25 protein-coding genes and 4 pseudogenes are annotated in these 23,927 nt (G+C 40.5%); 23 read left to right on the top strand and 6 right to left on the bottom strand.

The window, feature by feature from the left end; all coding sequences use genetic code 11:
• Window positions 1–137: 137 nt before the first annotated feature.
• The 8 genes and pseudogenes from LKD42_RS03455 (at window position 138) to LKD42_RS03420 (ending at window position 7,314) form a co-directional block, all read left to right on the top strand.
• Entirely contained in the window at window positions 138–1,256 is a 1,119-nt protein-coding gene (locus LKD42_RS03455; protein WP_117638858.1) for a tyrosine-type recombinase/integrase, read from the top strand.
• Window positions 1,257–1,268: 12 nt separating this feature from the next.
• Window positions 1,269–3,020 carry a tyrosine-type recombinase/integrase gene (locus tag LKD42_RS03450; protein WP_055153009.1) on the top strand — a complete coding sequence of 584 codons (1,752 nt, stop codon included), beginning with the start codon at window positions 1,269–1,271 and terminating at the stop codon, window positions 3,018–3,020.
• Complete coding sequence (locus LKD42_RS03445) at window positions 3,013–4,530, top strand: tyrosine-type recombinase/integrase (RefSeq protein ID WP_117638859.1); 1,518 nt, start codon at window positions 3,013–3,015, stop codon at window positions 4,528–4,530. Before LKD42_RS03450 ends, LKD42_RS03445 begins: the two co-directional genes overlap by 8 nt.
• Entirely contained in the window at window positions 4,496–4,879 is a 384-nt protein-coding gene (locus LKD42_RS03440) for a DUF6262 family protein (protein ID WP_015533403.1), read from the top strand. The genes LKD42_RS03445 and LKD42_RS03440 overlap by 35 nt, the downstream gene beginning before the upstream one ends.
• A 286-nt stretch (window positions 4,880–5,165) precedes the next feature.
• Window positions 5,166–5,588 carry a cupin domain-containing protein gene (locus tag LKD42_RS03435; RefSeq protein WP_008400007.1) on the top strand — a complete coding sequence of 141 codons (423 nt, stop codon included), beginning with the start codon at window positions 5,166–5,168 and terminating at the stop codon, window positions 5,586–5,588.
• 25 nt (window positions 5,589–5,613) lie between these two features.
• Window positions 5,614–5,929 (top strand): annotated as a pseudogene (locus LKD42_RS03430) (carboxymuconolactone decarboxylase family protein); the annotation flags it as partial.
• Between the two features lie 126 nt (window positions 5,930–6,055).
• Window positions 6,056–6,340, top strand: a pseudogene (locus tag LKD42_RS03425) (cupin domain-containing protein); the annotation flags it as partial.
• A gap of 2 nt (window positions 6,341–6,342) precedes the next feature.
• Window positions 6,343–7,314, top strand: coding sequence for an alpha/beta hydrolase (locus LKD42_RS03420; RefSeq protein ID WP_331464775.1), 972 nt, complete (start codon window positions 6,343–6,345; stop codon window positions 7,312–7,314).
• A gap of 277 nt (window positions 7,315–7,591) precedes the next feature.
• Here the strand turns inward: LKD42_RS03420 and LKD42_RS03415 are convergent.
• Window positions 7,592–7,720, bottom strand: a pseudogene (locus tag LKD42_RS03415) (sulfite exporter TauE/SafE family protein); the annotation flags it as partial.
• Between the two features lie 207 nt (window positions 7,721–7,927).
• Here LKD42_RS03415 and LKD42_RS03410 point away from each other — a divergent pair.
• The 12 genes from LKD42_RS03410 (at window position 7,928) to LKD42_RS03350 (ending at window position 16,280) form a co-directional block, all read left to right on the top strand.
• Window positions 7,928–8,278, top strand: a complete 351-nt coding sequence (locus tag LKD42_RS03410; protein ID WP_331464782.1) for a TetR-like C-terminal domain-containing protein — start codon at window positions 7,928–7,930, stop codon at window positions 8,276–8,278.
• Window positions 8,279–8,402: 124 nt separating this feature from the next.
• Entirely contained in the window at window positions 8,403–8,621 is a 219-nt protein-coding gene (locus tag LKD42_RS03405) for an aspartate dehydrogenase (RefSeq protein WP_248834832.1), read from the top strand.
• A gap of 83 nt (window positions 8,622–8,704) precedes the next feature.
• Window positions 8,705–9,391, top strand: a complete 687-nt coding sequence (locus tag LKD42_RS03400) for an MBL fold metallo-hydrolase (RefSeq protein ID WP_248834843.1) — start codon at window positions 8,705–8,707, stop codon at window positions 9,389–9,391.
• Window positions 9,388–9,744 carry a VOC family protein gene (locus LKD42_RS03395; RefSeq protein WP_005426079.1) on the top strand — a complete coding sequence of 119 codons (357 nt, stop codon included), beginning with the start codon at window positions 9,388–9,390 and terminating at the stop codon, window positions 9,742–9,744. The genes LKD42_RS03400 and LKD42_RS03395 overlap by 4 nt, the downstream gene beginning before the upstream one ends.
• 38 nt (window positions 9,745–9,782) lie before the next feature.
• Window positions 9,783–10,019 (top strand): hypothetical protein, encoded by a 237-nt coding sequence (locus LKD42_RS03390; protein WP_248834831.1) that lies wholly within the window; start codon window positions 9,783–9,785, stop codon window positions 10,017–10,019.
• Between the two features lie 365 nt (window positions 10,020–10,384).
• A complete protein-coding gene (locus tag LKD42_RS03385) occupies window positions 10,385–10,819 on the top strand; it encodes a hypothetical protein (RefSeq protein WP_248834830.1) in 435 nt (144 codons plus the stop codon).
• 212 nt (window positions 10,820–11,031) lie between these two features.
• Entirely contained in the window at window positions 11,032–12,102 is a 1,071-nt protein-coding gene (locus tag LKD42_RS03380; RefSeq protein ID WP_248834829.1) for a hypothetical protein, read from the top strand.
• 204 nt (window positions 12,103–12,306) lie between these two features.
• Window positions 12,307–13,011, top strand: a complete 705-nt coding sequence (locus tag LKD42_RS15545) for a YunG family protein (protein WP_331464771.1) — start codon at window positions 12,307–12,309, stop codon at window positions 13,009–13,011.
• Between the two features lie 126 nt (window positions 13,012–13,137).
• Complete coding sequence (locus LKD42_RS03365; RefSeq protein ID WP_248834828.1) at window positions 13,138–13,548, top strand: peptide deformylase; 411 nt, start codon at window positions 13,138–13,140, stop codon at window positions 13,546–13,548.
• A gap of 569 nt (window positions 13,549–14,117) precedes the next feature.
• Window positions 14,118–14,480 (top strand): HIRAN domain-containing protein, encoded by a 363-nt coding sequence (locus LKD42_RS03360; RefSeq protein ID WP_248834842.1) that lies wholly within the window; start codon window positions 14,118–14,120, stop codon window positions 14,478–14,480.
• A gap of 68 nt (window positions 14,481–14,548) precedes the next feature.
• On the top strand, window positions 14,549–15,538 hold the full coding sequence (locus LKD42_RS03355; RefSeq protein WP_173866796.1) for a helix-turn-helix transcriptional regulator: 990 nt from the start codon (window positions 14,549–14,551) through the stop codon (window positions 15,536–15,538).
• Between the two features lie 85 nt (window positions 15,539–15,623).
• Window positions 15,624–16,280, top strand: coding sequence for a 3'-5' exonuclease (locus LKD42_RS03350; RefSeq protein WP_248834827.1), 657 nt, complete (start codon window positions 15,624–15,626; stop codon window positions 16,278–16,280).
• Between the two features lie 206 nt (window positions 16,281–16,486).
• Here the strand turns inward: LKD42_RS03350 and hcp are convergent, their stop codons facing one another.
• Window positions 16,487–18,145: a hydroxylamine reductase gene (gene hcp, locus LKD42_RS03345; RefSeq protein ID WP_248834826.1), complete on the bottom strand. Its 1,659-nt coding sequence runs from the start codon at window positions 18,143–18,145 to the stop codon at window positions 16,487–16,489.
• Between the two features lie 280 nt (window positions 18,146–18,425).
• On the opposite strand from hcp, the gene LKD42_RS03340 reads away from it, so the two are divergent.
• Window positions 18,426–18,983 carry a GNAT family N-acetyltransferase gene (locus tag LKD42_RS03340; protein ID WP_248834825.1) on the top strand — a complete coding sequence of 186 codons (558 nt, stop codon included), beginning with the start codon at window positions 18,426–18,428 and terminating at the stop codon, window positions 18,981–18,983.
• Between the two features lie 310 nt (window positions 18,984–19,293).
• On the opposite strand, the gene LKD42_RS03335 is transcribed toward LKD42_RS03340, so the two are convergent.
• From LKD42_RS03335 to LKD42_RS03325, 3 genes are all read right to left on the bottom strand, one after another.
• A complete protein-coding gene (locus LKD42_RS03335) occupies window positions 19,294–20,031 on the bottom strand; it encodes a NifB/NifX family molybdenum-iron cluster-binding protein (protein ID WP_022118674.1) in 738 nt (245 codons plus the stop codon).
• 137 nt (window positions 20,032–20,168) lie between these two features.
• Window positions 20,169–21,023, bottom strand: a complete 855-nt coding sequence (locus LKD42_RS03330) for a YitT family protein (RefSeq protein ID WP_248834824.1) — start codon at window positions 21,021–21,023, stop codon at window positions 20,169–20,171.
• A gap of 110 nt (window positions 21,024–21,133) precedes the next feature.
• Window positions 21,134–21,937, bottom strand: a complete 804-nt coding sequence (locus LKD42_RS03325) for an MBL fold metallo-hydrolase (RefSeq protein WP_248834823.1) — start codon at window positions 21,935–21,937, stop codon at window positions 21,134–21,136.
• A 680-nt stretch (window positions 21,938–22,617) separates the two neighbouring features.
• Between LKD42_RS03325 and LKD42_RS15315 the strand changes: the two are divergent.
• Window positions 22,618–22,791: pseudogene (locus LKD42_RS15315) on the top strand (AAA family ATPase); the annotation flags it as partial.
• A gap of 60 nt (window positions 22,792–22,851) precedes the next feature.
• The gene (locus LKD42_RS03320; protein ID WP_248834822.1) at window positions 22,852–23,334 is read left to right on the top strand and encodes a GNAT family N-acetyltransferase; all 483 of its coding nucleotides are present in this window, start codon (window positions 22,852–22,854) and stop codon (window positions 23,332–23,334) included.
• Here LKD42_RS03320 and LKD42_RS03315 read toward each other — a convergent pair.
• Entirely contained in the window at window positions 23,331–23,711 is a 381-nt protein-coding gene (locus LKD42_RS03315; protein WP_248834821.1) for an SdpI family protein, read from the bottom strand. The genes LKD42_RS03320 and LKD42_RS03315 overlap by 4 nt on opposite strands.
• Window positions 23,712–23,927: the final 216 nt, after the last annotated feature.

The following is a 23,927-nucleotide window of genomic DNA, read 5'->3' as shown; positions in this document are numbered from 1 at the left end:
TCTGGACAGAAAATAAGACAAAAAGTTTAGTGGTATTTCAGGAGCGGTTTTGACCGAATTGGTGGTATTTGTGATAGCTTTATCGGCATGAGTTGGGTATACTGTGTATAGCGTTAGAGGAAAGGAAGTGAGCAGGAATGAGACGATATGAACTGGAAAAAGAAAGAGAGGGTTCCACCGTTTATTTCTTTATCAGAGATGTGGAAACACTGGATATCGTCCTGCTTCCAACCAAATATCTGATGCACAAGATACGGAGTAAATGTTCACCGAATACGGTGCGGCGCTCCGCACTTGCAATCCTGTACTATCTGGAATACATCCATGAAAAGAAAAAGGAATTGACAGACGTATATCAAATGCCTTATGTTGAACAGACAAATCACTTTGTGGAATTTTTATACTGGCTGAAAGCCGGGAAGCATACCAGAGATAAAAATCACAGATCTCCAAACAATGGAACCTGCAACGCATACTTAAGAGATGTGTTCAGGTTCTATCTTTTTATAGAAGAAGAGTACCAGCAGTTCGGGGAGCTGAAAGTCCTGTCCTATAATTATTTTGTAGCCGTGGATGCAGTAGGCGTAAAGAAAAGCATACGATCAAAGAGTTTCAAAGGCTATTTAAAAGAGGAAGAGCATAAGGCGAGAGCAGCAAAGAAAGATGAAATTGTGGAAATCTTGAAAGCGTGTACCAATATAAGAGATCGGCTTCTCATGCTGCTTCTGGCAGAGACAGGCTACCGAATCGGTGAGATCTTAGGAATTGATTACAGTAAGGACATTGATTATCAGAACCACATAATCCGGGTATATTTCCGTGAGGACAATGAAAATGGAGCGAGAGCAAAGAATGCAGAATACCGAAGTGCGAAGATCAGCAAAGATACCTTCGGCTTTTTAAATCTGTATATCACAGAGTACCGAAAACTACTTCAGCACCAGACAAGCCTGTTTGTGAATATTTCCGGGGATAATATCGGAAAACCAATGAACGTGGAAGCAGTATACTCCATGCTAAAAAGAATGGATAAGAAAACAGGGATTAAGATCACGCCTCATATGCTCCGGCATTACTTTGGAAATGAGCGGAGAAAAGCAGGATGGTCGCTGGAACTGATACAGCTGGCCTATGGACACCGCCACATCCAGACAACCATCAATTATCTGGACATTGTGGATGATGAACTGCTGGATGCCAGCCAGGAATTCTACGAGAAACACTCCTCCCTGTATGGGATTGAGGAATTGCTATAGGAGGTGGTTTTTATGCCTGCGTTTTTACAGTCTTTTATAGAGGCAGAACAAGAACGGAGCAGGCGGATTGAGCAGCTACGAAAAGAAATCCGGGAGTTTGCAAAAGAGGAAGCAGGAAGTTCCATTACAGAACAGATTCTGCTGTTTCTGGCAGATGAGATGGTAGAACATCTTTCGGAAATAGATTATGAACTGCGAATGAAATTTGAATTATACATAACACCGCTGATAAAGCGAAATTACATTTACCGATATACCGGAACGTTCGACCGGATACGGCAGGCGTACATCCGGGAACGGATGAAAACTCCGGCTGGACAGAGGGAATGTGAATGGAAATATAAAAATGAAATACTTTTTGTTCCATACCACTCAGATCCTGTAATCGTAAAGAGTGTGGAAACGGTACGGTGTCGGAGCAACATGGTCTGGAATTTTAAAGCGGCAGCCAGTGAGAAACTGAAACGTCAGATTTTTACCGTGCTGGAATATATTCTGAAGAATTATGAAATTTCCAGACTGAGGGAATATAAACTGACCGGGCTACAGCTTTTTTACGAATTTTGCATCCGGGAGCAGATTACAGATATCCAGCTTCTGGAGCTGGAACAGGAAACAGCATTTCAGGACTACCTGAAGCAGAAAGTCGAGAAAGAGCAACGGCGAAAACGACTGAAGAGCATTGTGGAAACTGCCCGTAAAGTGATTTTTATAGAAACTGATGAAACAAGATGGGATGCTACCATCTGGTATTTAGAGCGGTTTCGTATTGCCAAAGAAAGAATAAACCAGAGTGACAGTATAGAAAAAATATCATTTCAGGAAGTTCTACAGCCCAAGAATCGATTGCTGCTTCAGGAATATATGAAGTACGAAATTGGAATCGGAGAACTGGCGCTCAGCACGGTGTACGAAAGATTCCGAACCATTCGAAATTTTTTGCAGGAGATCAGCGAACTGGAAGTTACCAAGTGTGATGCCAGCCTGATTGATGTATATTTAAAGAATTTGCAGAATGGTGCTATGGGAGCAAAGACATTTAATACCAATGTTTCGGGAATACAGTTTTTTATGAAATTTCTGGAAGTAAAGGGGTATATAAAAAAGGTTCCGTTTTATGCATCGTATTACTTGGAAAAACAGATCCCAGTCCACCATGACAGAAGTGTGGAAGAGGATGTGTATATGGAAATTATCCAAAACCTCTCACAGTTTCCTGAACACCTGAGAATGATGTTTTTACATCTCTGGTGTGTGGGACTCCGGATCAGTGAGGTCTGCACCTTAAAAGGGGATGCGTATTATATCCAGAATGGTGACTGCTGGATGAAGGTCTACCAGGTGAAAATGAAAAATTATAAAAGGGTTCCCATTCCGGTAACATTGTATCGTCTGATGCAGGTTTATCTGAAAAAGCACCCTACCAAAAAAGAAGCATACATTTTTCGGAATCGGAAAGGTGGAGCATTTTCCAAAAGCACCTTCATGGGGCAGATGAAAAAATACTGCTCCCAGATAGGCATACAGAATGGAGAATATATTTTTAAGTCTCATGATTACCGACATACCGTAGCAACCAATTTTTATGAGCATGGCGTATCAATCCAAAGCATCCGGGACTATCTGGGACATACGTTTGAGGAAATGACCATGCAGTATATAGATTATATGCCAAGAAAAATTGCTAAAGAAAATGACGCATACTTTGAGGAAGAGGAAAACAGCCTGCTTGCCTGTATGCAGAAAGGAGAGAAGCATGGATAATAAACTGAAATTCCAACAACTGGAATGTTATAAGCTGGCTACCGATGAGCAAAAGGAAAAGCTGAATAAGGAACAATATTTTGATCTGGATAAACTGCCGGAAAACCAGCTTCAGACAGAATTTGTCGAATACATTTACTACCGTGGAACGCAGGTATCCATCCTGACCATAAAAAGGGAAAGGCATTATTTTAACAGCTTATGTGAATTTTTTCAGAAGTCATCCCATCAGGAAAACAGCCTGCTTGACAGAGAAAAAGACTTCTGGATAAAGCAGTTGAAAATGTGGATGATACAAAACGGTAGGGCTTTGACGAAGCATAAAGTGACGAACATTCAGACTGAATCGGTGGAAAAAGCTGCCCTGATCCGGTATTTTGAAAGCCTTCTGGAATTTACACTGGACCGATCAGAAACCAATGAGCTGGCAAAGGATATCTGGCATCTGGAAAGGCTTCCGCTTATCCTGCGGACAAATCCGATTGTCAACCATAAGACACTAAATTTCAGAGGAATCCGGCAACCAGATATTCGGGAAGAAGTAAAAAAAGCAATTTACCATCATCTGAAAACCGAAGCCCTTGGCAGTATAAAACGTGAACTGTCCGCAATGAATAAATTTTCAAAGTATTTGGATGAAAAGCATTCCAAGATCAGCACCTGCGAAGAGATTGACCGGGAGATCATAGAACAATTTTTAATCAACATCAAGGTAGAATCAAACGGAGGGAATGGCATCCGGGATGACCTGCTAAAGCTTCGAAATGTGCTGGAAACAATCGGAAAAATTTATGATTTTCCACATCTTACAAAACTGTTTTTAAAATCTGATTTTCCGCCAGAACGGAAAGCAGAATTCAAATCTTATTCGGACAGTGAGCTGAAAAGACTGAATGCCCAGATTGTAAAAATGGAAGAGCAGATAGCAAGGGCAATGATCATCCACCAGATGCTTGGAACCAGAATTTCCGACACGCTGACCTTGCGGAAAGACTGCCTTTATAAACATGACCGTCAGGATATGATTATCATATACCAGCCGAAAACAAGAAGATATGAAAAACCGATCAGCCGGGAGCTGGCACAGCTGATTGGAAAGGCAGTCAGTTATGCAAATGAGCATTATCCTGAAAGCATTTATATCTTTGCGGACGAGAACAAACCGGAGAGACCAATCAGTTACCAAACCTTGCAGGATAAAGTGCTTCGAATGATTTATGAAAAAGATATCCGGGATGACAGCGGAAACTTATTCGGATTTGGAACGCATATGTTCCGGCACTGCTATGGGGTAAAATTAACGGAACTCCATGTGGATGACTGGACGATAGCGAAGCTCCTGGGACATAAGGGAGTACGAAGTGTCCAATATTACCGAAAAATGAGCAATCAGCGGATGGCAGATGAAACAAGAGAAGTTAGAAATTCTATGTCACAGATTATACTGGCAAGTCTGGACGGATGGGGAGAAGAATATGAGCAAATACGACAAGATGCTGGAATTGAATAAAAGAAAGAGCGAAGAAAAAGTGGAACGGGCAGTCCTGACAATACGGACAATGGTGTTGGAGAGAGAAAAGGTGTCCGTACCAGCACTGATGCAAAAGACTGGTTTATCTAGAGGATTCTTTTACAAGAATCCGATTGTAAGAGGTGAGATTGATGCAGCAATGGAACAGCAGGCTGGTATGGTGGATCCAAGGAGAAACATTATCAGTCAGGCGATGGAAGCGGAAATGAATCTGCTCCGGCAACAGCTACAGAAACTGAAAAGCGAAAATGAGAATCTAATAAAGGAAAACCAGAAGTTAAAAAAAGCATTATCCAAGAAAGAGTTGAATCTTATCAAACAGATTTAAGCTATATCATAATGCAAAGTAGGTCTGCCAGAATACAGCAGATCTGTTTTGCATTGTGATATAGAAACAGATTATGCTTAAAAGGCATTAAGCAACCCATAATAATAGGTATTGGACATAGAAAGCAATATGGGAGTATGATGATACCGATAAGAAATAGAGTGTACCTGAAATGCAAACTGTCACAGAAAAATTATGAACTTTATGTAAAAAGTTGCAAAATCTATTGACCTAGAGCTTACTTCAGGTTGTATCATAAAATAAAAAGAGCAAGGAGGAATTTTTTATGGATATCGAACAGATGAAAAAAGACTTAGGTGGAGGTAACGTATTTCCAATCGGTGAAGAAAACGTAGCATTCGCAAAGTATTTTACAGGTGAATGCTATTTGAATATGCTTACAACAGAGAGAGTACCAGTTGGTCTGGTTACTTTCGCTCCGGGAACAATCAATGCATACCACATCCATCATAAAGGTGGACAGATCCTTCTGGTTACTGGTGGAAGAGGATGGTACCAGGAAGAAGGAAAACCAGCTCGTGAATTGAAAGCTGGAGATGTAGTAAATATTTCACCAGAAGTAAAACACTGGCACGGGGCAGCGAAAGACAGCTGGTTCCAGCATCTGGCTGTTGAAGTTCCAGCAGAGGGAGCTTCCAACGAATGGCTGGAGTTTTTACCGGAAGAAGAGTATAACAAATTACCATAAATAAGAAAGATGGAGGTTTGATATCATGGCAAAGATCACACAGATAGCAGGAAGAAATGCTCTGGGAACATTTGCACCAGATTTTGCACATTTTAACGATGACATTCTTTTCGGAGAGAACTGGAATAACGAAGATATTGATTTAAAAACAAGAAGTATCATCACAGTTGTAGCACTGATGGCACAGGGAATCACAGATTCCTCTTTGAAATTCCATTTACAGAATGCAAAGGATCATGGGGTAACACAGAAAGAGATCGCAGCAATCATCACTCACGTAGCATTCTATGCAGGCTGGCCAAAAGGCTGGGCAGTCTTTAATCTTGCAAAAGAGGTTTGGAATGAGGACGAAGCAGAGAAATAACCTGGCAGAAACTGCTCGTCATGAAAGGGTCGCACAAAACACAGACGTGTATGCCGTTAAAGCCCGTAACTATAAGGGATTGCGGAGGGGTAGTCCAGTTTTATGCCGCAACAACTGGCACATTCATCACGCCAAAAACGGCGGCGGACAGATCCTCGTTTGTGTGGCCGGTCGAGGTTACTATCAGGAATGGGGCAAACCGGCACAGGAGCTGCACACCGGCGATGTGGTAAACATTCCGACCGGGGTCAAGCACTGGCACGGTGCTGCACCGGACAGCTGGTTCTCTCATCTGGCGGTAGAGGTTCCGGGGGACGAAACCTCCAATGAATGGTTGGAAGCCGTGGACAACACAGTATATTTTAAGGCAACAGGCAAGGAGGTCTGAATATGGAAAAACTAAATTTAACACAGGAATGGGATAAGGTGTTCCCGAAAAGTGGCAAGGTGGATCACAAGAAAGTAACCTTTCACAACCGTTATGGCATCACATTGGCGGCGGATATGTATATGCCAAAGAGTGTAGAGGGCAAGCTGCCCGCCATTACTGTCAGCGGTCCGTTCGGTGCGGTAAAGGAGCAGTCCTCCGGTCTGTATGCACAGAAAATGGCGGAGCTTGGCTTCTTGACGATTGCCTTCGACCCGTCCTACACCGGTGAGAGCGGCGGTACACCCCGCTATGTCGCTTCGCCGGACATCAACACCGAGGATTTCTGCGCAGCGGTGGACTTCCTCTCCGTGCAGGAGAATGTGGACTCCGAGCATATCGGTATCATCGGTATCTGCGGCTGGGGCGGTATGGCGATCAATGCCGCAGCCATTGACACCCGCATCAAAGCTACCGCCGCTATGACCATGTACGACATGACTCGTGTGACTGCCAACGGCTACTTTGACAGCGAGGATTCTGAACAGGCACGCTTTGAGAAGCGAAAAGCAATGAATGCACAGCGCACCGAGGACTATAAAAACGGCAGCTATGCACTGGCGGGCGGCGTGGTTGATCCGCTGCCGGAGGACGCACCGCAGTTTGTAAAGGACTATTACGCCTACTATAAGACGCCCCGAGGCTATCACCTCCGTAGCTTGAACTCCAATAACGGCTGGAATGTGACCTCCTCGCTGTCGTTCCTGAATATGTCGATCTTGCAGTACAGCAGCGAGATTCGCTCTGCCGTGCTGCTGGTACACGGAGAGAAAGCACACTCCCGTTATTTCAGTGAGACGGCGTACAACAAGCTGACCGGCGATAACAAGGAATTGCTCATTATCCCCGGTGCAAACCACACCGACCTTTATGATAGGATGGACGTGATCCCGTTTGAAAAGCTGAAAGCGTTCTTTGAGGAATATCTGAAATAAGTGCCTTGTGCTTCTGCCTGTTGGCGGACATGATATTCTTGCAGAGGAAATCCAAATTTTCTTTTTGGAGGAACTACACAGAATAGATACGATAAAACTCCGGAAAGATATTGTGCCACAGGTTGCAGCTGCTTACTATTCAGGTGGTATTATCCAGATTTTACGTTACTGGGTTACTTCAAGAGACTCACTCTCAGAGGAACTTCTTGTGAAGCAGGAAAAATACAAAATTTTCAAAAAATAATTTCTTTTTACTGTAAAACATGCACCATTATGCTGAGACACCTAAGAAAGAAGCCAGCATAGGCCCAATAACTGCAGCTGCACTCATACCAGCAAATCCGGTTCCGATGCCTGCTCCGGCTCCAGCAAGAAAACATATGAATATTTTTAATAATAGTTCCATCGAGAGTGTCCTCCATTCGACAATTCATGTGTGGTAAATACTTGACAATATATACTACAGTTAGTATTGTAATATACAAATGTCGCACATACAAACACCAGTTTCGACCGTTTTGGAAGATATAGAACAGTTACATTTGTTTTGTCGCATGAAAAATCAAAAAAGGATTAAGAGGGATGTAGTAATGAAGGATGATCAGAGAATTGCATTGACAAAGAGGCTTTTGCGGAAAAAGCTGCATCTAAGGGTGACACGAGGAAATGGCTGGAACTTGCATGCTGCTACTTTTACGAGCATTCTGATATATTAAAAATTCTTTTTCGGTACAGGACAGATGATGATTTTGTATTGTTTTTAAATGAGAGATTTAATGAGCAGTATCCGAATCTGATAAATAAAGGATATTTTACTGATGTTGATGATAATACGATGAGACTTGGTACTTTTTATTATGCAGGTGGTATTTATTATATCCTAAGACAGTGGATTACAGAGCCAATCAACAAAACACCACAGGAAGTAGCCGTACTGATGTACCATTTTCTCAATGTGGATTAACTTGATAACTAGGGATTTATAAAAACGGCAGTTATATCGGATGCCTGAGCAAAGAATTTTCATTCCTGACGCCACATTATAATATTGATTACAATGGATGGCATATTGATGGAACAATTATGGAATGGGATTATTCAAAAAGAAAATCATGAAAAAAACATATGACCGAGAATATATGAAACCAGTTATTTGTGCAAGTATTTGTACCGGAGAAAAAGTAGCAGGGTTCAAAGACATACGGACCGGAAAAATCGAAGAAATCATGCTGATCAGATTGCCGGAGGACCTAGAAAGATTCAAAGAGATATATGAGATAACAGAGGAAGTTGCAAAAGAATATTAGACATCTTCTGGGTCGTGGATGAACGCCAGGTATTCGTCTGTAAGCTTATAGGGAAAAAGGAGTTATTTTATAAACGTGATATGATGAAAATTACTTACATTAACCACAGTGGATTTTTAATTGAAACTAAAGACTGCTACTATATTTTTGACTATTATAAGGGTGAATTACCACTTCTTGACAAGAAAAAAGAAGTAATTGTTTTTTGCAGTCATTTTCATAAGGATCATTTTAATCCTGTGATTTTTGAGATCCTTGATGATATGAGCATGACATATCAGGCAATTTTGGCGAAAGATATACGCAAAAGAGAACATTTGCCAGATATGAAGATCACATATGTTTATCATGATCAGACTTATAATCTGGATAATGGCACTCAAGTCGATACATTGCTATCTAACGATAGTGGTGTAGCATTTATTGTCAAAACAAAGGAAGGCATCATTTATCATGCCGGTGACTTAAATGACTGGTATTGGGATGGTGAGCCAAAAGCTGATAACCAGAGACTTACTTCAGCATATCGTGCGGAGATCAGGAAAATCAAGGGTATGCATTTTGATGCTGCATTTGTCCCCTTAGATCCGAGACAGGGAAATCACTATGCCGACGGGATACTGTATTTCCTTAAAAATGTAGATTGCAATGTCATTTTTCCAATGCATTACTGGAATGATGCCAATGTAATTAAGCGGTTTATTACGGAATATCCGCAATATAAATCACGTATTAAAAACACAGAATGTGCAAAAGGAGAAGAATTATGAAGTTTAAGATGATTCACGAAAACTACAATGTATCAGACCTGGACCGATCTATTAAATTTTACAACGAGGCCCTTGATCTGCACGAAGTGAGAAGAAAGACTACCGATGATTTTATCATTGTGTATTTGAGCAATGATGTAAGTGATTTTGAGTTGGAACTTACTTGGCTTAAAGATCATCCACAGCCATATAATCTGGGTGAATGCGAATTCCACCTGGCATTCCAGGCAGAGGATTACGAGGCAGCGCATAAGAAGCATGAAGAGATGGGATGCATTTGTTTCGAAAATGAAGCAATGGGAATCTATTTCATTGTAGATCCAGATGGATACTGGCTTGAGATACTGCCGTAAAGCTGGTGTATATTGGGAATTTTAAATGTTGTTTCTCTTTGGAAGTGATTGTTTGTTGTTTACATGAGAATGTGTTTTACGCTTACTATATTATATCGGCTGGTCTGGGTGAGGACATTATTGAAAGATCCCTTGGTGATCTGAATGGTTTTGTAGAGCATCTGGAAGAATACAAAATTGCAGGAAAGATATATGCAGTAAACGTGCTGGATGCTGGATTGGTCAAGAATCAAAGTGTTTTCCAAAAAGCCTACGATATGGGATATTCTATCTAAAGTATTGAAAAATCGGGATTTGCGAGGATACACAGCGATTCTGTTGGGTAAATGTCAGCAAAACTGACCAGAATCGCGTGCCAAGTCTCACATGCGTTCGACTTGAACTGAATTTGAAATATGATATAGGGGAGCCTGAAGCTACTTGCTTCAGGCTCCTTTTGAGCCAAAGTTTATGCGTTGCCGCTGACCGTTACATTTGCAACGCCTCCCCAGGCAGTTGATTTTTTGCGGATCTTTTGTTTCACGGGAACAGGCATACACTTGAAGTTATCAAGCATATATGATATATTGATTAAATCAACTGGATGTATATGTAAAGTAAAATGAATCGGATGAAAAAATCAAATGAAAGAAGGCTGCATATGGAAATGAAAGATGAATTTTTATTCAAAACACACATGCTCGATAAAAACGGAGAAAAGAAAGGAATCCAGCAGATCGCAGATTATATGTTCCGGGCGGATATGATCTACAGAATGAAACTTGCATCGGACATGGGACTGCCGGTGCTTACCTTAATTGCACGGGAGCTGGAAGAGAAATTTGATGAAAATTCTAGTTTCCCGGTGACAGCAACGAAAAATAATCCAAATGCACTATATCGTCAGAATGTCGGAAGGATCGCCAAGTTTATCATGGATAAGCTGGGGTATGTCCCGGCGACAGGGAGTGTCAGGCTTCCGGCGGTGTCAAAGTCGAGATATTTTTCGACAAGTGCGGTATACAAGAAACAGGAAAAAGGAAGCTATAATTTTAAAATAACAGATTTTGTGATACACTTGCAGAAAACAAAATAACAGAAAAGTCGCAGAAAACTCTCCACTTTTTTCAAAATATGAAAGAATGGCAAGACAAAAGATGCAGAAAGGTAAGAGTCGTGATAAATAGTATAAAGAAAATTTTTCTGATCATTAAATGGTTTTTTGTATGGGTTTACAGAAAAATAAAACAGTTTTGCAAAAGAGTATGGAGAAGACAGGATTTACTGTTATGTATTGCAACACTGATCATGGTTGGCTATGCTACATTCTGGAGATATGACAACAAAAGCTTTGATGGAAAAGAAGTGTGGTGGGGAATATCAGTAATCATTGGTCTGGTTGTGGCACTGGTCATTGGAATCGTTGGTTACCGGATTCTTTTCAGGTATGCATTGCCGTTATATCTTGTTTTTTCTGTGGTACATCTTTTCCAGAGAAAACCGATGATCGAAAAAGAATTCGAGGCAACACTGAGAAACCTGTTTCTGAATGGCCACAGTGCAGAAAGCACGGTTGAACTTGTGCTGATGCTTCTGACAGCATTTTTACTGGCGGCATTTGAAAGAAGAAACCGGGCACTGTTTCGAAAAGAAAGGGAAGAGAAAGAGAGGGAAAAAAGTTTAACCGGAAGAAGAGCGAGAAGAATGAAGAAAAAGAATGCAATAAAACAGGATGAAGAGTTTCACGTGAAACATTTTCCGTGCATCATTTCCGGAACTACAGTCCTGGTAATGATGTTTTCCTATCTTTTTTCCGGATTTATGGTAAGAGTTGTGTGTATAACAGTGACCGTTTTTGCATTAACCGTTTATACGGCTCCTCTGGTACGGAAAGTCCGGGCGGTGCTCTTTGCCACGGCAGGTTTTGTGTTCAGCTTCCATCATGAACTGGCAATCCTGAAATACAACAAAGCAAACGGAAGCTATTTCCTGAAGTGGATGGCAGAGCGTGGTTCACTGCCGAATATTCTGATCTGGGAAAAATTCGGACTGATCGGATACTGTCTGGTTGTGGCAGCAGTTTTGAGCATCCTCTGGTTTATCTGGAGAGCATGGAGATATGCAAATAAAAAAGGGAATGTCTGTGATGAAGTGATTTCTATTACTGCTTTTGTACATTTTGCTCTCGCAGGAACCTATTTTGTGGCGGAAATGGCCTTTCCGGAAGGAAATTATTTCTGGGGAAATAACCTTCCGTTTTTTACAGGAACTATTGAAAATAATCTTTTATATCTGGCAGAGTTGGGGATCGTGTATCGAATCTTGAGAAAAGCATTGGGAAATAGAAGACAGATACCTTCCCCTTTGCGGGCATCATAGTTGGGGGCTTTTGACCACGACATCGTTTAACTCCTATATATAGAACTAAAAAATCAGTAGCATTTGTGCAGTCGTACTTTTACGATATGACAAATGAAGAATACGCAGCTTTTGGAGTGAAAAACTGTGCAGTAGTGAGACATGATTTTTAAAAGATGTTGCACAAATATTCAAAAATCGGAGAAGAAAGAAGAGATATAGATTATGAAAGAATATAAATTTTACGGATGGGAACAGGCGAATGTTCCGGCAGCTTCAAAAACATATGAAAAAATAAAAAATCCAAAAGAATTATATGATATATTATCAGAAATTTGGTGTGCGGATACCTGTGCACCGAGAATGAGGGAAAGATGGAGCAAAGAGAATCAAACATTAGGACAATGTTCTATTACAGCATTCCTGGCACAGGATATTTTCGGCGGAAAAGTGTATGGGATTCTCAGACCGGACGGAAATTATCATTGTTATAATGTGGTGGGGGATTGTTGCTTTGATCTGACAAGCGAACAGTTTGGCGATGAAATTCTTGATTACAGAGAGAATCCGGAGCAGTTCCGCGAGGTACATTTCCAGAAAGAAGAGAAAAGGCAGAGATACGAGTATCTGAAAAAAGAACTGGAAACATATCTCGGCAGGGCATCGGAGCAGACGAAACAGCTTTACAAAGTATTATTAAGCAAAGGTTACCCCAAAGAACTTTGTGCGGAGATAGCCTACAAAAATATGAACACAGACTATACGGCGACCAGGATGTTAGGTTATCTGTACCGCGTGACAAATCCAAGGATTGAAGATTTAGTAGATGAAATGCTGGCAATTCTGAGTGACAGGGAAGCAATCATACAAAAGAAGGAACTGGAGCACGCACAGGCAGTGATCAATGATATGTATAAAAATGGACTGTAAAAACATGGTTCACGTGAAAAAATCCGGTTGAGAAAAGAGTTTAACGAAAGAACTTAGCCGGATTTTTTTGTATATAACAGTAAAAGAATATTATAAGCGGTTATTACGAAAAAGGATGGATAAAAAATGGTCAGAACAATCGTAAAAGATATTTTCTTTCTGGGACAGAAATCCGAGCCGGCAACAAAGTCGGATATTTCTGTAGGGAAAGATCTTCAGGATACACTGGAAGTCAACCGTGCCGGCTGCGTGGGAATGGCAGCAAATATGATCGGAATCAAAAAGAGAGTGATCATTGTAAATATAGGGCTGGTTGATGTTGTGATGTTTAATCCGGTAATGCTGCGAAAAGATACTCCATATGAAACAGAAGAGGGATGTCTTTCGCTTACAGGTGTGAGAAAAACAACACGATACGAAAACATAGAAGTAGAGTACTATGATATGGACTGGAAAAAGCAGAAGATGAAACTCAGCGGATGGTCGGCACAGATCTGTCAGCATGAGATGGATCATCTCGAAGGGATTTTGATTTAAAAAATTGCGGCGGAGGTTTTCTTAATGTGTAAATGAACGAATTCCCCGAAGGGCACGTAAAAGTGCCTTCTTGGGAATTGTTCATTTTGCACATTTCCAAAAACTCCTGGCTTGCCGGGGATTGCTGAAGCGGAAAGCTCTTTCTTGCCGAGGTATAAAAGCTGAGATGAAAGGGACAGAAGCACAGTGATGGAAATTTATCTTAGTCGAAGAAGACTCCCACTTCTATAAAGTGGCGAGCAACAAATTTGTCTTAGTGAGAGTTCAATCTCCGACTAAGATAAACGCTCCGCGAGGATGCACAGCGATTCTGTTAGGTAAATGTCAGCAAAGCTGACCAGAATCGCGTGCCAAGTCTCACGTGCGTTCGACTTGAATATCGTCACTGTGCTTTTTATATATTTAGTTTCACGTGAAACATAGCGATGTGAAACGCAAAATGTGGTTGTTTTATAGAAAAGAGAAGACAAAGAGAAAACAACTGTACTTTTTATTGGACATGTTGTACTGTATAATGAAGTATAGAAGACGTGGAAAGGAAGGTATGGGGAATGGAGAATGAGAAAAAAATCAAAAAAGTCTATTTTACGTTGACGGGTACGAAGTATCATTATGGAATGGATTTTCTGGAAAAGGGTATGAAATTATATCTGGAAAAGGAACCGGATAATAAATATGATAAAGAAGCAATTATGGTAAAAAAAGAAGGACTTGGATTGATTGGTTATGTGGCAAACAGTACATATACAGTAATCGGAGAAAGTATGAGTGCAGGTCGTTTATATGATAAGATTGGAAAGAAAGCAACAGCGAAAGTTGTTATGCTGACAAATGCAGGTGTTATCTGCAAAATCTGTAAAAAAAGTCTGCTGGAGTATCAGCAGCAAAATAAAGAAATCGAGAAAAGAGAAGAGCCGGTTAAACAGAATTAAAAGAGTTTCACAACGTTTTCACTCTATATGTTATACGGATTTCAACAATGAAAAAGGGAGAAAGGTATATGCCTAAAGGTACAAATCAAAAGTTTAAATTGTACAGACTTGCACAGATTATGCAGGAGAATACAGATGACAGCCATTATATGACAATGCCGGAAATTATGGTTGAGCTGAAAAAATATGGAATAACAGCAGAAAGAAAAAGTATTTACAGTGATCTGAAAGATCTGGAACAGATGGGCATAGAAGTTCAGGGGGAAAAGACAGGAAAATATTATCAGTACCATGTTGTAAATCGCCCTTTTGAACTTGCAGAACTGAAACTTCTGGTAGATGCAATTCAGTCATCGAAATTTATTACAGAGAGAAAAAGCAATGCACTGATTAAGAAAATAGAGAAAATGGTCAGCAAATATGAGGCAATGACACTGCAAAGACAGGTTTATGTTTCCGGGAGAATTAAAACGATGAATGAAAGTATCTACTATACGGTAGATGCTATTCACAATGCAATATCTGAAAATCGAAAAATTAAGTTTCAATATTTTCAATGGACGGAAAAGAAAGAAATGAAATTGCGACATGGCGGAAAGTATTATCATATCAGTCCGTGGGGGCTTTCGTGGGAAGGACAAAACTATTATCTCGTAGGTTATGATTCTGAAGCAGAAAAAATAAAGCATTATCGGGTGGATAAGATGCTACATATCCAGGTGTCAGAAGAAAAGAGGGAAGGTGAACAGCATTTTCAGCAGCTTGACATGGCTGATTATGCAAAAAAGAGTTTTGGAATGTATGGGGGAAAAGAACAGCTAGTAAAATTAAAAATTAGAGATACGTTGGTGGGAGTGATGATTGATCGTTTTGGAAAAGATGTGATGATTATTCCTGAGGATAAAGGTCATTTTATCGTTCCGGTCTGCGTATATGTCAGCAGACAGTTTTTAGGCTGGGTGTTTTCTCTCGGGGACAGCATAGAAATTCTTTCGCCGCCACAAGTGGTTGAGCAGATGAAAGAGGAGAGTGAAAGGTTGTTTCGACAATACCATTAGAAATACAGAAAGAGCGGCTGAATCATGTAAAATCATGATAGCAAAAGATAAAAAGCAAAAAACTATTTCGATGGAGGGCATTCATATGAACTATGTAGTGATTGATCTGGAAATGTGCAAAGTACCAAAAATGTATCGAAACAAAATGTATAAATATGCAACAGAGATCATTGAAATGGGGACAGTTTTATTGAATGAAGATTTCAGGCAGATTGCGACATTAAGACAGTATGTGCATCCGGAATATGGAGTATTGGATCACTATATCAGCAATTTGACAGGTATTCAGAATGTTCAGATAAAAAATGCACCATTACTTGAGGAAGCCCTGAAACATCTGACGAATTGGCTTGGAGACAGGGAGTATAAAGTTTTTGCGTGGAGTGAGTGTGACTTTGCTCAACTGAGAAGGGAAATAAAAAGTAAACAGATAGAAGATGAGCAAATCCAAAATTTCATGCAGCCAAAGCGTTGGATTGATTATCAGGATGCATTTGTAAAACGAAGCGGATTTTCCAGGGCAATCTCTTTAAGTGAAGCTCTGATGCTTTGCGATATGCAGCATTGCGGCAGGTTACACGATGGTTTGGATGATGCAATCAATACCGCAAAATTAATTGAGATGCTGGAATCTGATCCAGATTACCAGATTCGTAACTACGAGAAAGAACTTGCAATTTCAGCGGAGCCACTGCAGTTTTGCATGGGAGATTTGTTTGCGGGGTTAAGCTTGAGTGCGTAGTATGCCAGGTCGCATATGAATTCGACTTGAATTGATAAAAATGCCAGAATAATCATTTTCAAATTATTCTGGCATTTTTATCCTTTGGAATTCTTTCGGATATTTTGTGTGAGATTGAAAGCGGTATTCCCGTGTAGGTGGTTTCACGTGAAACATTAAAATATTTGATTTCTAAAGTACTCTGTGTTTCACGTGAAACGAAAAAATTATTTTTCAAAGAAAAGTTTCATGTCATTTTCTACAGTATCTATTCCGGCGATTCCGAAGTTTTCCATAAGTACTTTTGCTACATTTGGACTGAGAAATGCAGGGAGTGTCGGTCCGAGGTGAATATTTTTCACTCCAAGATACAGGAGGGAGAGCAGTACAATAACTGCTTTCTGTTCGTACCATGCGATATTGTAGATGATTGGCAGTTCATTGATATCGTCAAGCCCAAATACTTCTTTTAATTTCAATGCGATCACAGCCAGAGAGTAAGAATCATTGCACTGGCCGGCATCTAAAACGCGAGGAATTCCGTTGATATCTCCAAGATCCAGTTTATTATATTTATATTTTGCACAGCCGGCAGTGAGGATGACAGCGTCTTTTGGAAGAGCTTTCGCAAAATCGCTGTAATAGTTACGGCTCTTTGCACGTCCGTCGCAGCCTGCCATTACTACGAATTTTTTGATGGAACCGGATTTTACGGCAGCTACAATCTGATCAGCAAGAGCCAGTACCTGTGCATGTGCAAATCCGCCGATAATTTCCCCTTCTTCAATCTGAGCAGGTGGGGCACATTTTTTTGCGTGTTCGATAATCACAGTGAAATCTTTGTTCACAGCAGAAGCACTGCCGTTTTCTGCTGAAATATCTCCAATATGCTGACAGCCAGGATATCCGGCTGCACCGGTTGTGTATAAACGGTCTTTATAGCTGTCTTTTGGCGGAACGATACAGTTGGTTGTCATCAGGATCGGACCGTGGAAAGCTTCAAATTCATCTTTCTGTTTCCACCATGCATTCCCATAATTTCCCACAAAGTTTTGATATTTTTTAAAAGCCGGGTAGTAGTGTGCCGGAAGCATTTCGGAGTGTGTATAGACATCTACGCCAGTTCCCTGAGTCTGTTCCAGCAGCATTTCCAGGTCTTTCAAATCATGACCGGATACGAGAATGGCAGGGTTGTTTCTGACGCCGATATTGACTTTAGTAATTTCCGGATTACCATAAGTTTCTGTGTTGGCTTTGTCGAGGAGAGCCATGCCATCCACACCATATTTGCCGACTTCCAGAGCCAGGGCAACCAGTTCCTCTGCACCTAAAGAATCATCAAGCGTTGCAGCCAGAGCCTTCTGAAGAAAAGCATCCACGTTTTCATCATCGTGCAGAAGGGCATTAGCGTGTTTGGAGTAAGCAGATAATCCTTTTAATCCATAAGTAATCAGCTCACGCAGGGAACGGATATCTTCGTCTTTTGTAGACAATACACCTACTTCTGCAGCTTTTCCTTCAAAACTGTCTTCAGTGCCATCCCAGAGGGCTGCGGATGGAAGAGAAGAAGATGCGGAGAGCTGTTTGATAAGGTTTCTTTTCACTTCGAGCGAAGTGTGGATACGTGAAACAATCGCATCTTTATCAAAATTTGCATTTGTTATTGTGACAAAAAGGTTTAAGGTGATCAGATGATTGATGTCGGTACTGATCTCAACGCCTTCTGCCCGAAGCTGTGTGGTTACTGCGGACAGACCTTTTGTTACAAATACCAGAAGATCCTGCATGGCGGCCAGATCTGGTTTCTTTCCACAGACTCCGACTCTGGTACATCCGGTGCATCCTGCGGTTTCCTGACACTGATAGCAAAACATAGTTTGATTCATAAATGAAATCCTCCTTTAAGATGACAGTGCAAACTGTCTTTTATTTATTGTTTGTAATATGATCTGAGATATGCTCTGTACGGGCGATGCCTGCTTCGTATTCTTATCTCAATATCATTTGAAAAAAGTTATTCTCTTTTGTATAATACTTGTATTGTGTTTGTCATGTGAGTAAAAGTATCTACTGAGGCAGGTCTTCCTGGTACTGCACGTGACGTTTGTAAATATAATGGAAAAATGAAAAGAAATCGGTTGTTTTAACAACGAAGGAGAAAAATATATGTTGAAAAAAATGGAAATAAAAGATTTTGACCAGGTATATACCTTGATGGAAGAAAGTTTTCCGAAAGACGAATACAGAGATTATCAGAAACAGAAGGAACTGTTTCAAAATCCAGAGTATCAGATTTTGATAGAAAAAGATCCAGAGTTCCGGAAAATCAAAGCATTTTTTGCAGCATGGGAGTTTGAAACTTTTATTTACGTGGAACATTTCGCAGTCAATCCGGTATTGAGAAATGGAGGCGTAGGAAGCAGGATGCTAAAAGCATTGAAAGAAGACGCAGAAAAAATGATCATTCTGGAAGTGGAACCTCCGACAGAAGAAATAGCAGTAAGGAGAGTTAGGTTTTACGAGAGAAATGGATTCTTCTTTAATGATTATCCATACATTCAGCCATCCATGGGTGAAGGGCGTAAAGAGACACCGCTTTTTCTGATGAGCACAGAGAGAAAAATTGACGAAGAAGAGTATAGAATGATTCGCAATACACTGTATACGAAAGTTTATGGAAAGAAAGACGTGCTGGAAAGAGAAAGATTTATTGATATGTGTTAGTTTCACGTGAAACATAATTTCGGATAAGCTAATTTGGACGGATATGCGTGAGATTTAGAACACGATTCGGGTCAGGTTAGCCAGCCGACTGAAACAAATGCTCCGCTGGTAACAAATTTGTGTCAGGGTGGTGAAATGCAATCCCCCGTCTGATATAGATTTGACAGATTGTGGAAGTGCACAGAAGAAAAATAAAAAGAGCATATAAGCTAAAAAAGAAAATGCTTTACTTATATGCTCTCTTTGTATATCGGATGTGAAATGACTTCTGCCTCTGCAATCAGTCAGAGGTATTCTTGAATGTTAATGATCAGTGGTGACCACAGCCGTGATTTCCACAGGCGTGTCCCTCTTCGTGACTGTGGTGGCTGCATGTAGCACCGGCAGAGGTCAGCTCGCCACGCAGGTAAGCTTCGACTGCTTTGTCCGTGTCTCCGGATGCACCGGAACATAAGGTAATGCCGGCATTTGCGAGAGCTACCTGAGCACCGCCGCCGATGCCTCCGCAGATCAGTACATCGATCTGGTTACCGGAAAGAAGTCCGGCAAGAGCACCGTGTCCAATACCATTTGAGCCCATTACCTGGCTGTTTACGATTTTATTGTTTTCCACTTCATAAATTTTAAAATTTTCTGTTCTTCCAAAATGCTGGAATACTTCTCCGTTTTCATATGTTACAGCAATTCTCATGACGTTTTCTCCCTTTTTCTGCATATAATTTACTGGCTGCGTGGATTTACAGCAGTTTTCACAGCATGGACTTCCATCACATAAAATGTAATTTCCACCCTCGATGCGGATGGATTTTCCAAGGACAATGCTTTCGGCAATTTTTTTTCGCGCGGAATTATAAATTAACTGTGCAGTTGTACGTGCAACACACATCTTTTTTGCACATTCTTCCTGGCTCAGACCTTCCATATCAATTTGCCGTATGGCTTCGTATTCGTCTACTGTCAGTGTAGTTACATCGTCCAGTCCGTTTTCAGACTGAAAAATCACATAATCAGGTTCTCTGCAAATCCTTCTTTTTCTACATTTTGGCATAAGTTTTTCTCCTTTTATTGGCATATGCCAATAAAAATAATAGCATAGGTAAGTTAAAAAGTAAAGAGGACATTTGAAATCAGAGGTCAGGTATTCAAAGAATCGAACATTTCTGACCTGAAACAGGGAATTTCGAATTACAGTTTTGGCTGGTATCGCATGCTGGATACGTTGTAAACGGTAACGAATGCCAGCGGATCTTCTTTTGTAATATAGTTCATAAGTTTCTGATATTCAGATTTGTCCACGATGGTAATGATCTCGTTTCTCTTTTGCATGTTGTAGGCTCCGATGGATTCATAAATGGTAGCTCCGCTGTGCAGATCGTGAATGATAAAATTACGAAGTTCTTCTTCTTTTTTTGTAATAATGCAGACACGACGCTTGATGTTATGGTCGAAAATAAAGTGGTCAAGAACCATACCGTTGAAATAAGTTCCGAGGATACTGAGCACTACGGTCTTCTTATCGTAGACGAGTGCGGCAGAAAGTGCAACACACATTCCAGAAAGAGACATGGCTTTTCCTAAATCTATATGTGCATATTTATTCAATATTTTTGCAACAATATCCAATCCGCCGGAAGAAGCATTGCGGTTAAAAAGGATGCTTAATCCGACACTGACAACGAGAATATAGCAGAGCACATCCAGTTCCTGACTGTTTGTCATGGAGCCAAAATCTGGCAGGATCATTTCAAAGAGCCAGAGAAAGAATGGAAGCATAATGCTGGTATAAACGGTTTTAACGCCAAATTCCCTGCCACAGGTGAAAAAACCGATGATCAGGAGAGCAATGTTCAGGATCATGCTGATCGCAGACAGAGGGAGCGGAATAAAGTTTGTCAGTACAATACCAAGCCCGGAAATACTGCTGACGGAGGTATGGCTTGGAACAAGAAAAAAGTAAACTGCAGCGGCAATGATCGCGACAGCAACCGTCAGAATAAAAGTTTCTTTCAGGACGTTTAAATAGTTTGTTTTTGTTTTCATTATTTGCCTCGTTTATCAATAAAATTTAGTGTCCGCAACAAGAATGCCAGGGCATCCTCATATATTTAAATTAAAAAAATCAGATAAAAACCAATAGTTATTGCTAAAAATCATACAATTTCGATGGATTCAAGATCATTCGGAATGTAAAGATTGCCGGAAAAATAAGATTCTCCTTCAGCTGAATACAGTTCTTTACGGTTCTGGATGTTTTTGTCCTCTGTGTGATAGAGAACAAGGTTCGGAACATGAAGCTTCTGGGCAAGTTCACAGGCGTCTTTTACGGTTGAATGGTGCTTCTCGTAAGGGCTGAAAAGGTCTCTTTCAGAGTAGAGGCAGAAAGCTTCGTGCAGGAGCCATTCGCAGCCTTCTACGTAAGGCTTTTCACAGTCGTTATAAGGCTCATCGCCGCAACAGACGAGCTTTTTGCCACTGTTCAGTTCCATAGAAAAGCCAAATTGCTTTGCTTTGGTGGATTCGATATCGAAAAAGGTCATATTTCGGTCGTTGATAGTGCGAGTTTCAGCATCGGAAACACAGACCAGATGTAGCCTGTCACCGATAAAACGAGTCTGTTTCTTTGGGAGGAACTGTTCGACTAGGTTATGGAGCAGGGAAATGACCTCCGCGTGACCATAAATAGTGGCTTCTCCTTCATATTTGCCGCTGTTCATATTCTGACAGATCATGCGGATCATCCAGATGATACCGATTAGATGGTCGATGTGTTTGTGGGTGATAAAGATTTCACGCATATCCATCCAGTTAAAACCGGCGTGTTTTAACTGATGAAGAATGGCGCTGCCGCCACCGCCGTCCACCATAAAATATTTTTCATTTTCTTCCAGGACAAAACAGGTATTGTAACATTCGGTTACAAGTGCGTTTCCGGTTCCTAACATTGTTAATTTCATATGTAACACCTTCCTTTGAAAAAAACAGTAAAGAGGAAATCTGCTACGGTAAAAAGAAACAGATTTCTGGTTACAAGTTTCCGTTAAAATGTCCGTTTTAGAGGCTTAAATATGGATTTCCAATATATTGCACATAAGAAAATGAAATAATGTGGGAACGATTTCATATTGCAAAAAATGCCGGAAAATCAAGGCTTTTCGGGAATATGAGTATTGAGAAAAGCTTCATATCTGACCCAAAACAGACATATAATTATTACAGGAATGCTGTTTACAGCCTGTAAACCGTCGGATATACGCTGCATATAAGGAGATGCAGGCTATCCAAAGTATATTTTGCAGTAAAAAAGGAAATATTGCAAGAGAAATAAATTGGTGTTTTCTAAATAAAACGTCACATATAATGGTATTTATGCATAAAAATAAACGCTTTATGCATAAATGTATACATATGCATAAAAAGAAAACAAGGGAATTATACTGCATAATAAGTGATGTTACGAGACGAGAAAGGGAACAAAAAACACCAGATTGACTGAAAAAATGAGGAATTAATACTTGTTTTTTCTGAGTATATATTTGATCGTCCTGGCTTTCCTTGCACTTTGAGTGTGGCAATGTTAAAATCAAAAAAAGAGTGAAAAGGAATCGTAAAACAAAGATAGAAATTTTGAAGAGATGAAACGATTGTGCCATTGATCAATATGGATTTTGATGGTTTGAGGACTGCAATTATTGAGATGTTATCCGGCGTATCGGTAGAAGTGGACGTATCTTCTTTCCAAAATGATATGACCAGTTTTGTGAATAAAGATGATGTGTTCACGTATTTGATACACTTAGGTTATCTTGCAAACAAAGAAACATCAGTGCATGATAGAAAAAGTGTGCATTTGATGAGGAAGGACAAAAAATTGAAGATAAGAACAGCAACAATAGATGATCTGGAAATGATAGCCGCTGTGGAGGCAGAATGTTTCCCGGCGGCAGAGGCAGCAACCAAAGAAGAGTTTGCAAAAAGGCTGCAACATTATAGTGATCATTTCTGGCTTATGTTTGAGGGGGAGAAACTGATTGCTTTTGTGGATGGATTTGTTACGGATGAAGCAGATCTGACGGATGAAATGTATGAAAAAGCGGAGCTGCATAATGAGCATGGAGCATGGCAGATGATTTTCGGCGTAAATACAATCCCTGCCTGTCGCAGGCATGGATATGCGGGAGAACTGATCTGCAGAGCAATCCAGGATGCGAAGAAGCAGGGACGAAAAGGTCTTGTACTTACGTGTAAGGACAGGCTGGTTCCATATTATGCAAAATTTGGTTTTGTAAATGAAGGAGTCTCTGATTCCGCACATGGAAATGTAGTGTGGAATCAGATGAGACTGATTCTCTAAAAAATGCGATTTCCATTTCGATCAAAATGTGCCCGAAGAGCCTTTTCGGTAAAGAAAATCGGAAGGATCAGCGGAATCAACTGCAGGAAGGTGATGATCAGGCCCATATTGCCGACCGGATCATTGCCTTTTCCAATTACAAAAAGCATTGGAATGACAGAAGGTATGATCAGAATCCAGCCAAGGGTACGCCAGATTTTCCCAAAATAGTGATGGGCAAACTGCCAGGTATCTGCATTTTTCATAGACATGGAAGTGCGGTAGCCAAAAGCTGAATTGATTTCCTTTGGAGCACTTCTGGAAAAAAGTCCGCCAAAGATGATCATCAGGAATGGAATCAGCAGAACCGTTACACACATAAAAATCCAAAATCCCATAAAAATCCTCCTTTCGAAAGTCGAAAAATCCCAAGCGTATCTTAGAGGGGAGAAAGGTGTAGTTAAGGATAATATAAGACTAAAATGGGAGAAAAGCAAGATGAAGTTGGGCATTAAGAAAACTTATATGTAAAATATGACGCCATGATGATTCGAAAACAATCTCCTGACACGCTGCGTTTCCTGTTCGGTTCGCTCGCCTGTTAGCCGCCCTTC

It is taken from the genome of Hominisplanchenecus faecis (genome assembly GCF_020687205.1).
Lineage (GTDB): Bacteria > Bacillota > Clostridia > Lachnospirales > Lachnospiraceae > Hominisplanchenecus > Hominisplanchenecus faecis.
Note: the sequence above shows the minus strand (reverse complement) of the source record. Positions and strands in the feature narration are given on the sequence as shown.

Bases quoted from the DNA above. Each gene is read 5' to 3' on its own strand.
- LKD42_RS03455 (WP_117638858.1), top strand. From the start codon at position 138: ATGAGACGATATGAACTGGAAAAAGAAAGAGAGGGTTCCACCGTTTAT.
- LKD42_RS03450 (WP_055153009.1), top strand. From the start codon at position 1,269: ATGCCTGCGTTTTTACAGTCTTTTATAGAGGCAGAACAAGAACGGAGC.
- LKD42_RS03445 (WP_117638859.1), top strand. From the start codon at position 3,013: ATGGATAATAAACTGAAATTCCAACAACTGGAATGTTATAAGCTGGCT.
- LKD42_RS03440 (WP_015533403.1), top strand. From the start codon at position 4,496: ATGAGCAAATACGACAAGATGCTGGAATTGAATAAAAGAAAGAGCGAA.
- LKD42_RS03435 (WP_008400007.1), top strand. From the start codon at position 5,166: ATGGATATCGAACAGATGAAAAAAGACTTAGGTGGAGGTAACGTATTT.
- LKD42_RS03420 (WP_331464775.1), top strand. From the start codon at position 6,343: ATGGAAAAACTAAATTTAACACAGGAATGGGATAAGGTGTTCCCGAAA.
- LKD42_RS03405 (WP_248834832.1), top strand. From the start codon at position 8,403: ATGGGATTATTCAAAAAGAAAATCATGAAAAAAACATATGACCGAGAA.
- LKD42_RS03400 (WP_248834843.1), top strand. From the start codon at position 8,705: ATGAAAATTACTTACATTAACCACAGTGGATTTTTAATTGAAACTAAA.
- LKD42_RS03395 (WP_005426079.1), top strand. From the start codon at position 9,388: ATGAAGTTTAAGATGATTCACGAAAACTACAATGTATCAGACCTGGAC.
- LKD42_RS03385 (WP_248834830.1), top strand. From the start codon at position 10,385: ATGGAAATGAAAGATGAATTTTTATTCAAAACACACATGCTCGATAAA.
- LKD42_RS03380 (WP_248834829.1), top strand. From the start codon at position 11,032: ATGGTTGGCTATGCTACATTCTGGAGATATGACAACAAAAGCTTTGAT.
- LKD42_RS15545 (WP_331464771.1), top strand. From the start codon at position 12,307: ATGAAAGAATATAAATTTTACGGATGGGAACAGGCGAATGTTCCGGCA.
- LKD42_RS03365 (WP_248834828.1), top strand. From the start codon at position 13,138: ATGGTCAGAACAATCGTAAAAGATATTTTCTTTCTGGGACAGAAATCC.
- LKD42_RS03355 (WP_173866796.1), top strand. From the start codon at position 14,549: ATGCCTAAAGGTACAAATCAAAAGTTTAAATTGTACAGACTTGCACAG.
- LKD42_RS03350 (WP_248834827.1), top strand. From the start codon at position 15,624: ATGAACTATGTAGTGATTGATCTGGAAATGTGCAAAGTACCAAAAATG.
- hcp (WP_248834826.1), bottom strand. From the start codon at position 18,145: ATGAATCAAACTATGTTTTGCTATCAGTGTCAGGAAACCGCAGGATGC.
- LKD42_RS03340 (WP_248834825.1), top strand. From the start codon at position 18,426: ATGTTGAAAAAAATGGAAATAAAAGATTTTGACCAGGTATATACCTTG.
- LKD42_RS03335 (WP_022118674.1), bottom strand. From the start codon at position 20,031: ATGCCAAAATGTAGAAAAAGAAGGATTTGCAGAGAACCTGATTATGTG.
- LKD42_RS03330 (WP_248834824.1), bottom strand. From the start codon at position 21,023: ATGAAAACAAAAACAAACTATTTAAACGTCCTGAAAGAAACTTTTATT.
- LKD42_RS03325 (WP_248834823.1), bottom strand. From the start codon at position 21,937: ATGAAATTAACAATGTTAGGAACCGGAAACGCACTTGTAACCGAATGT.
- LKD42_RS03315 (WP_248834821.1), bottom strand. From the start codon at position 23,711: ATGGGATTTTGGATTTTTATGTGTGTAACGGTTCTGCTGATTCCATTC.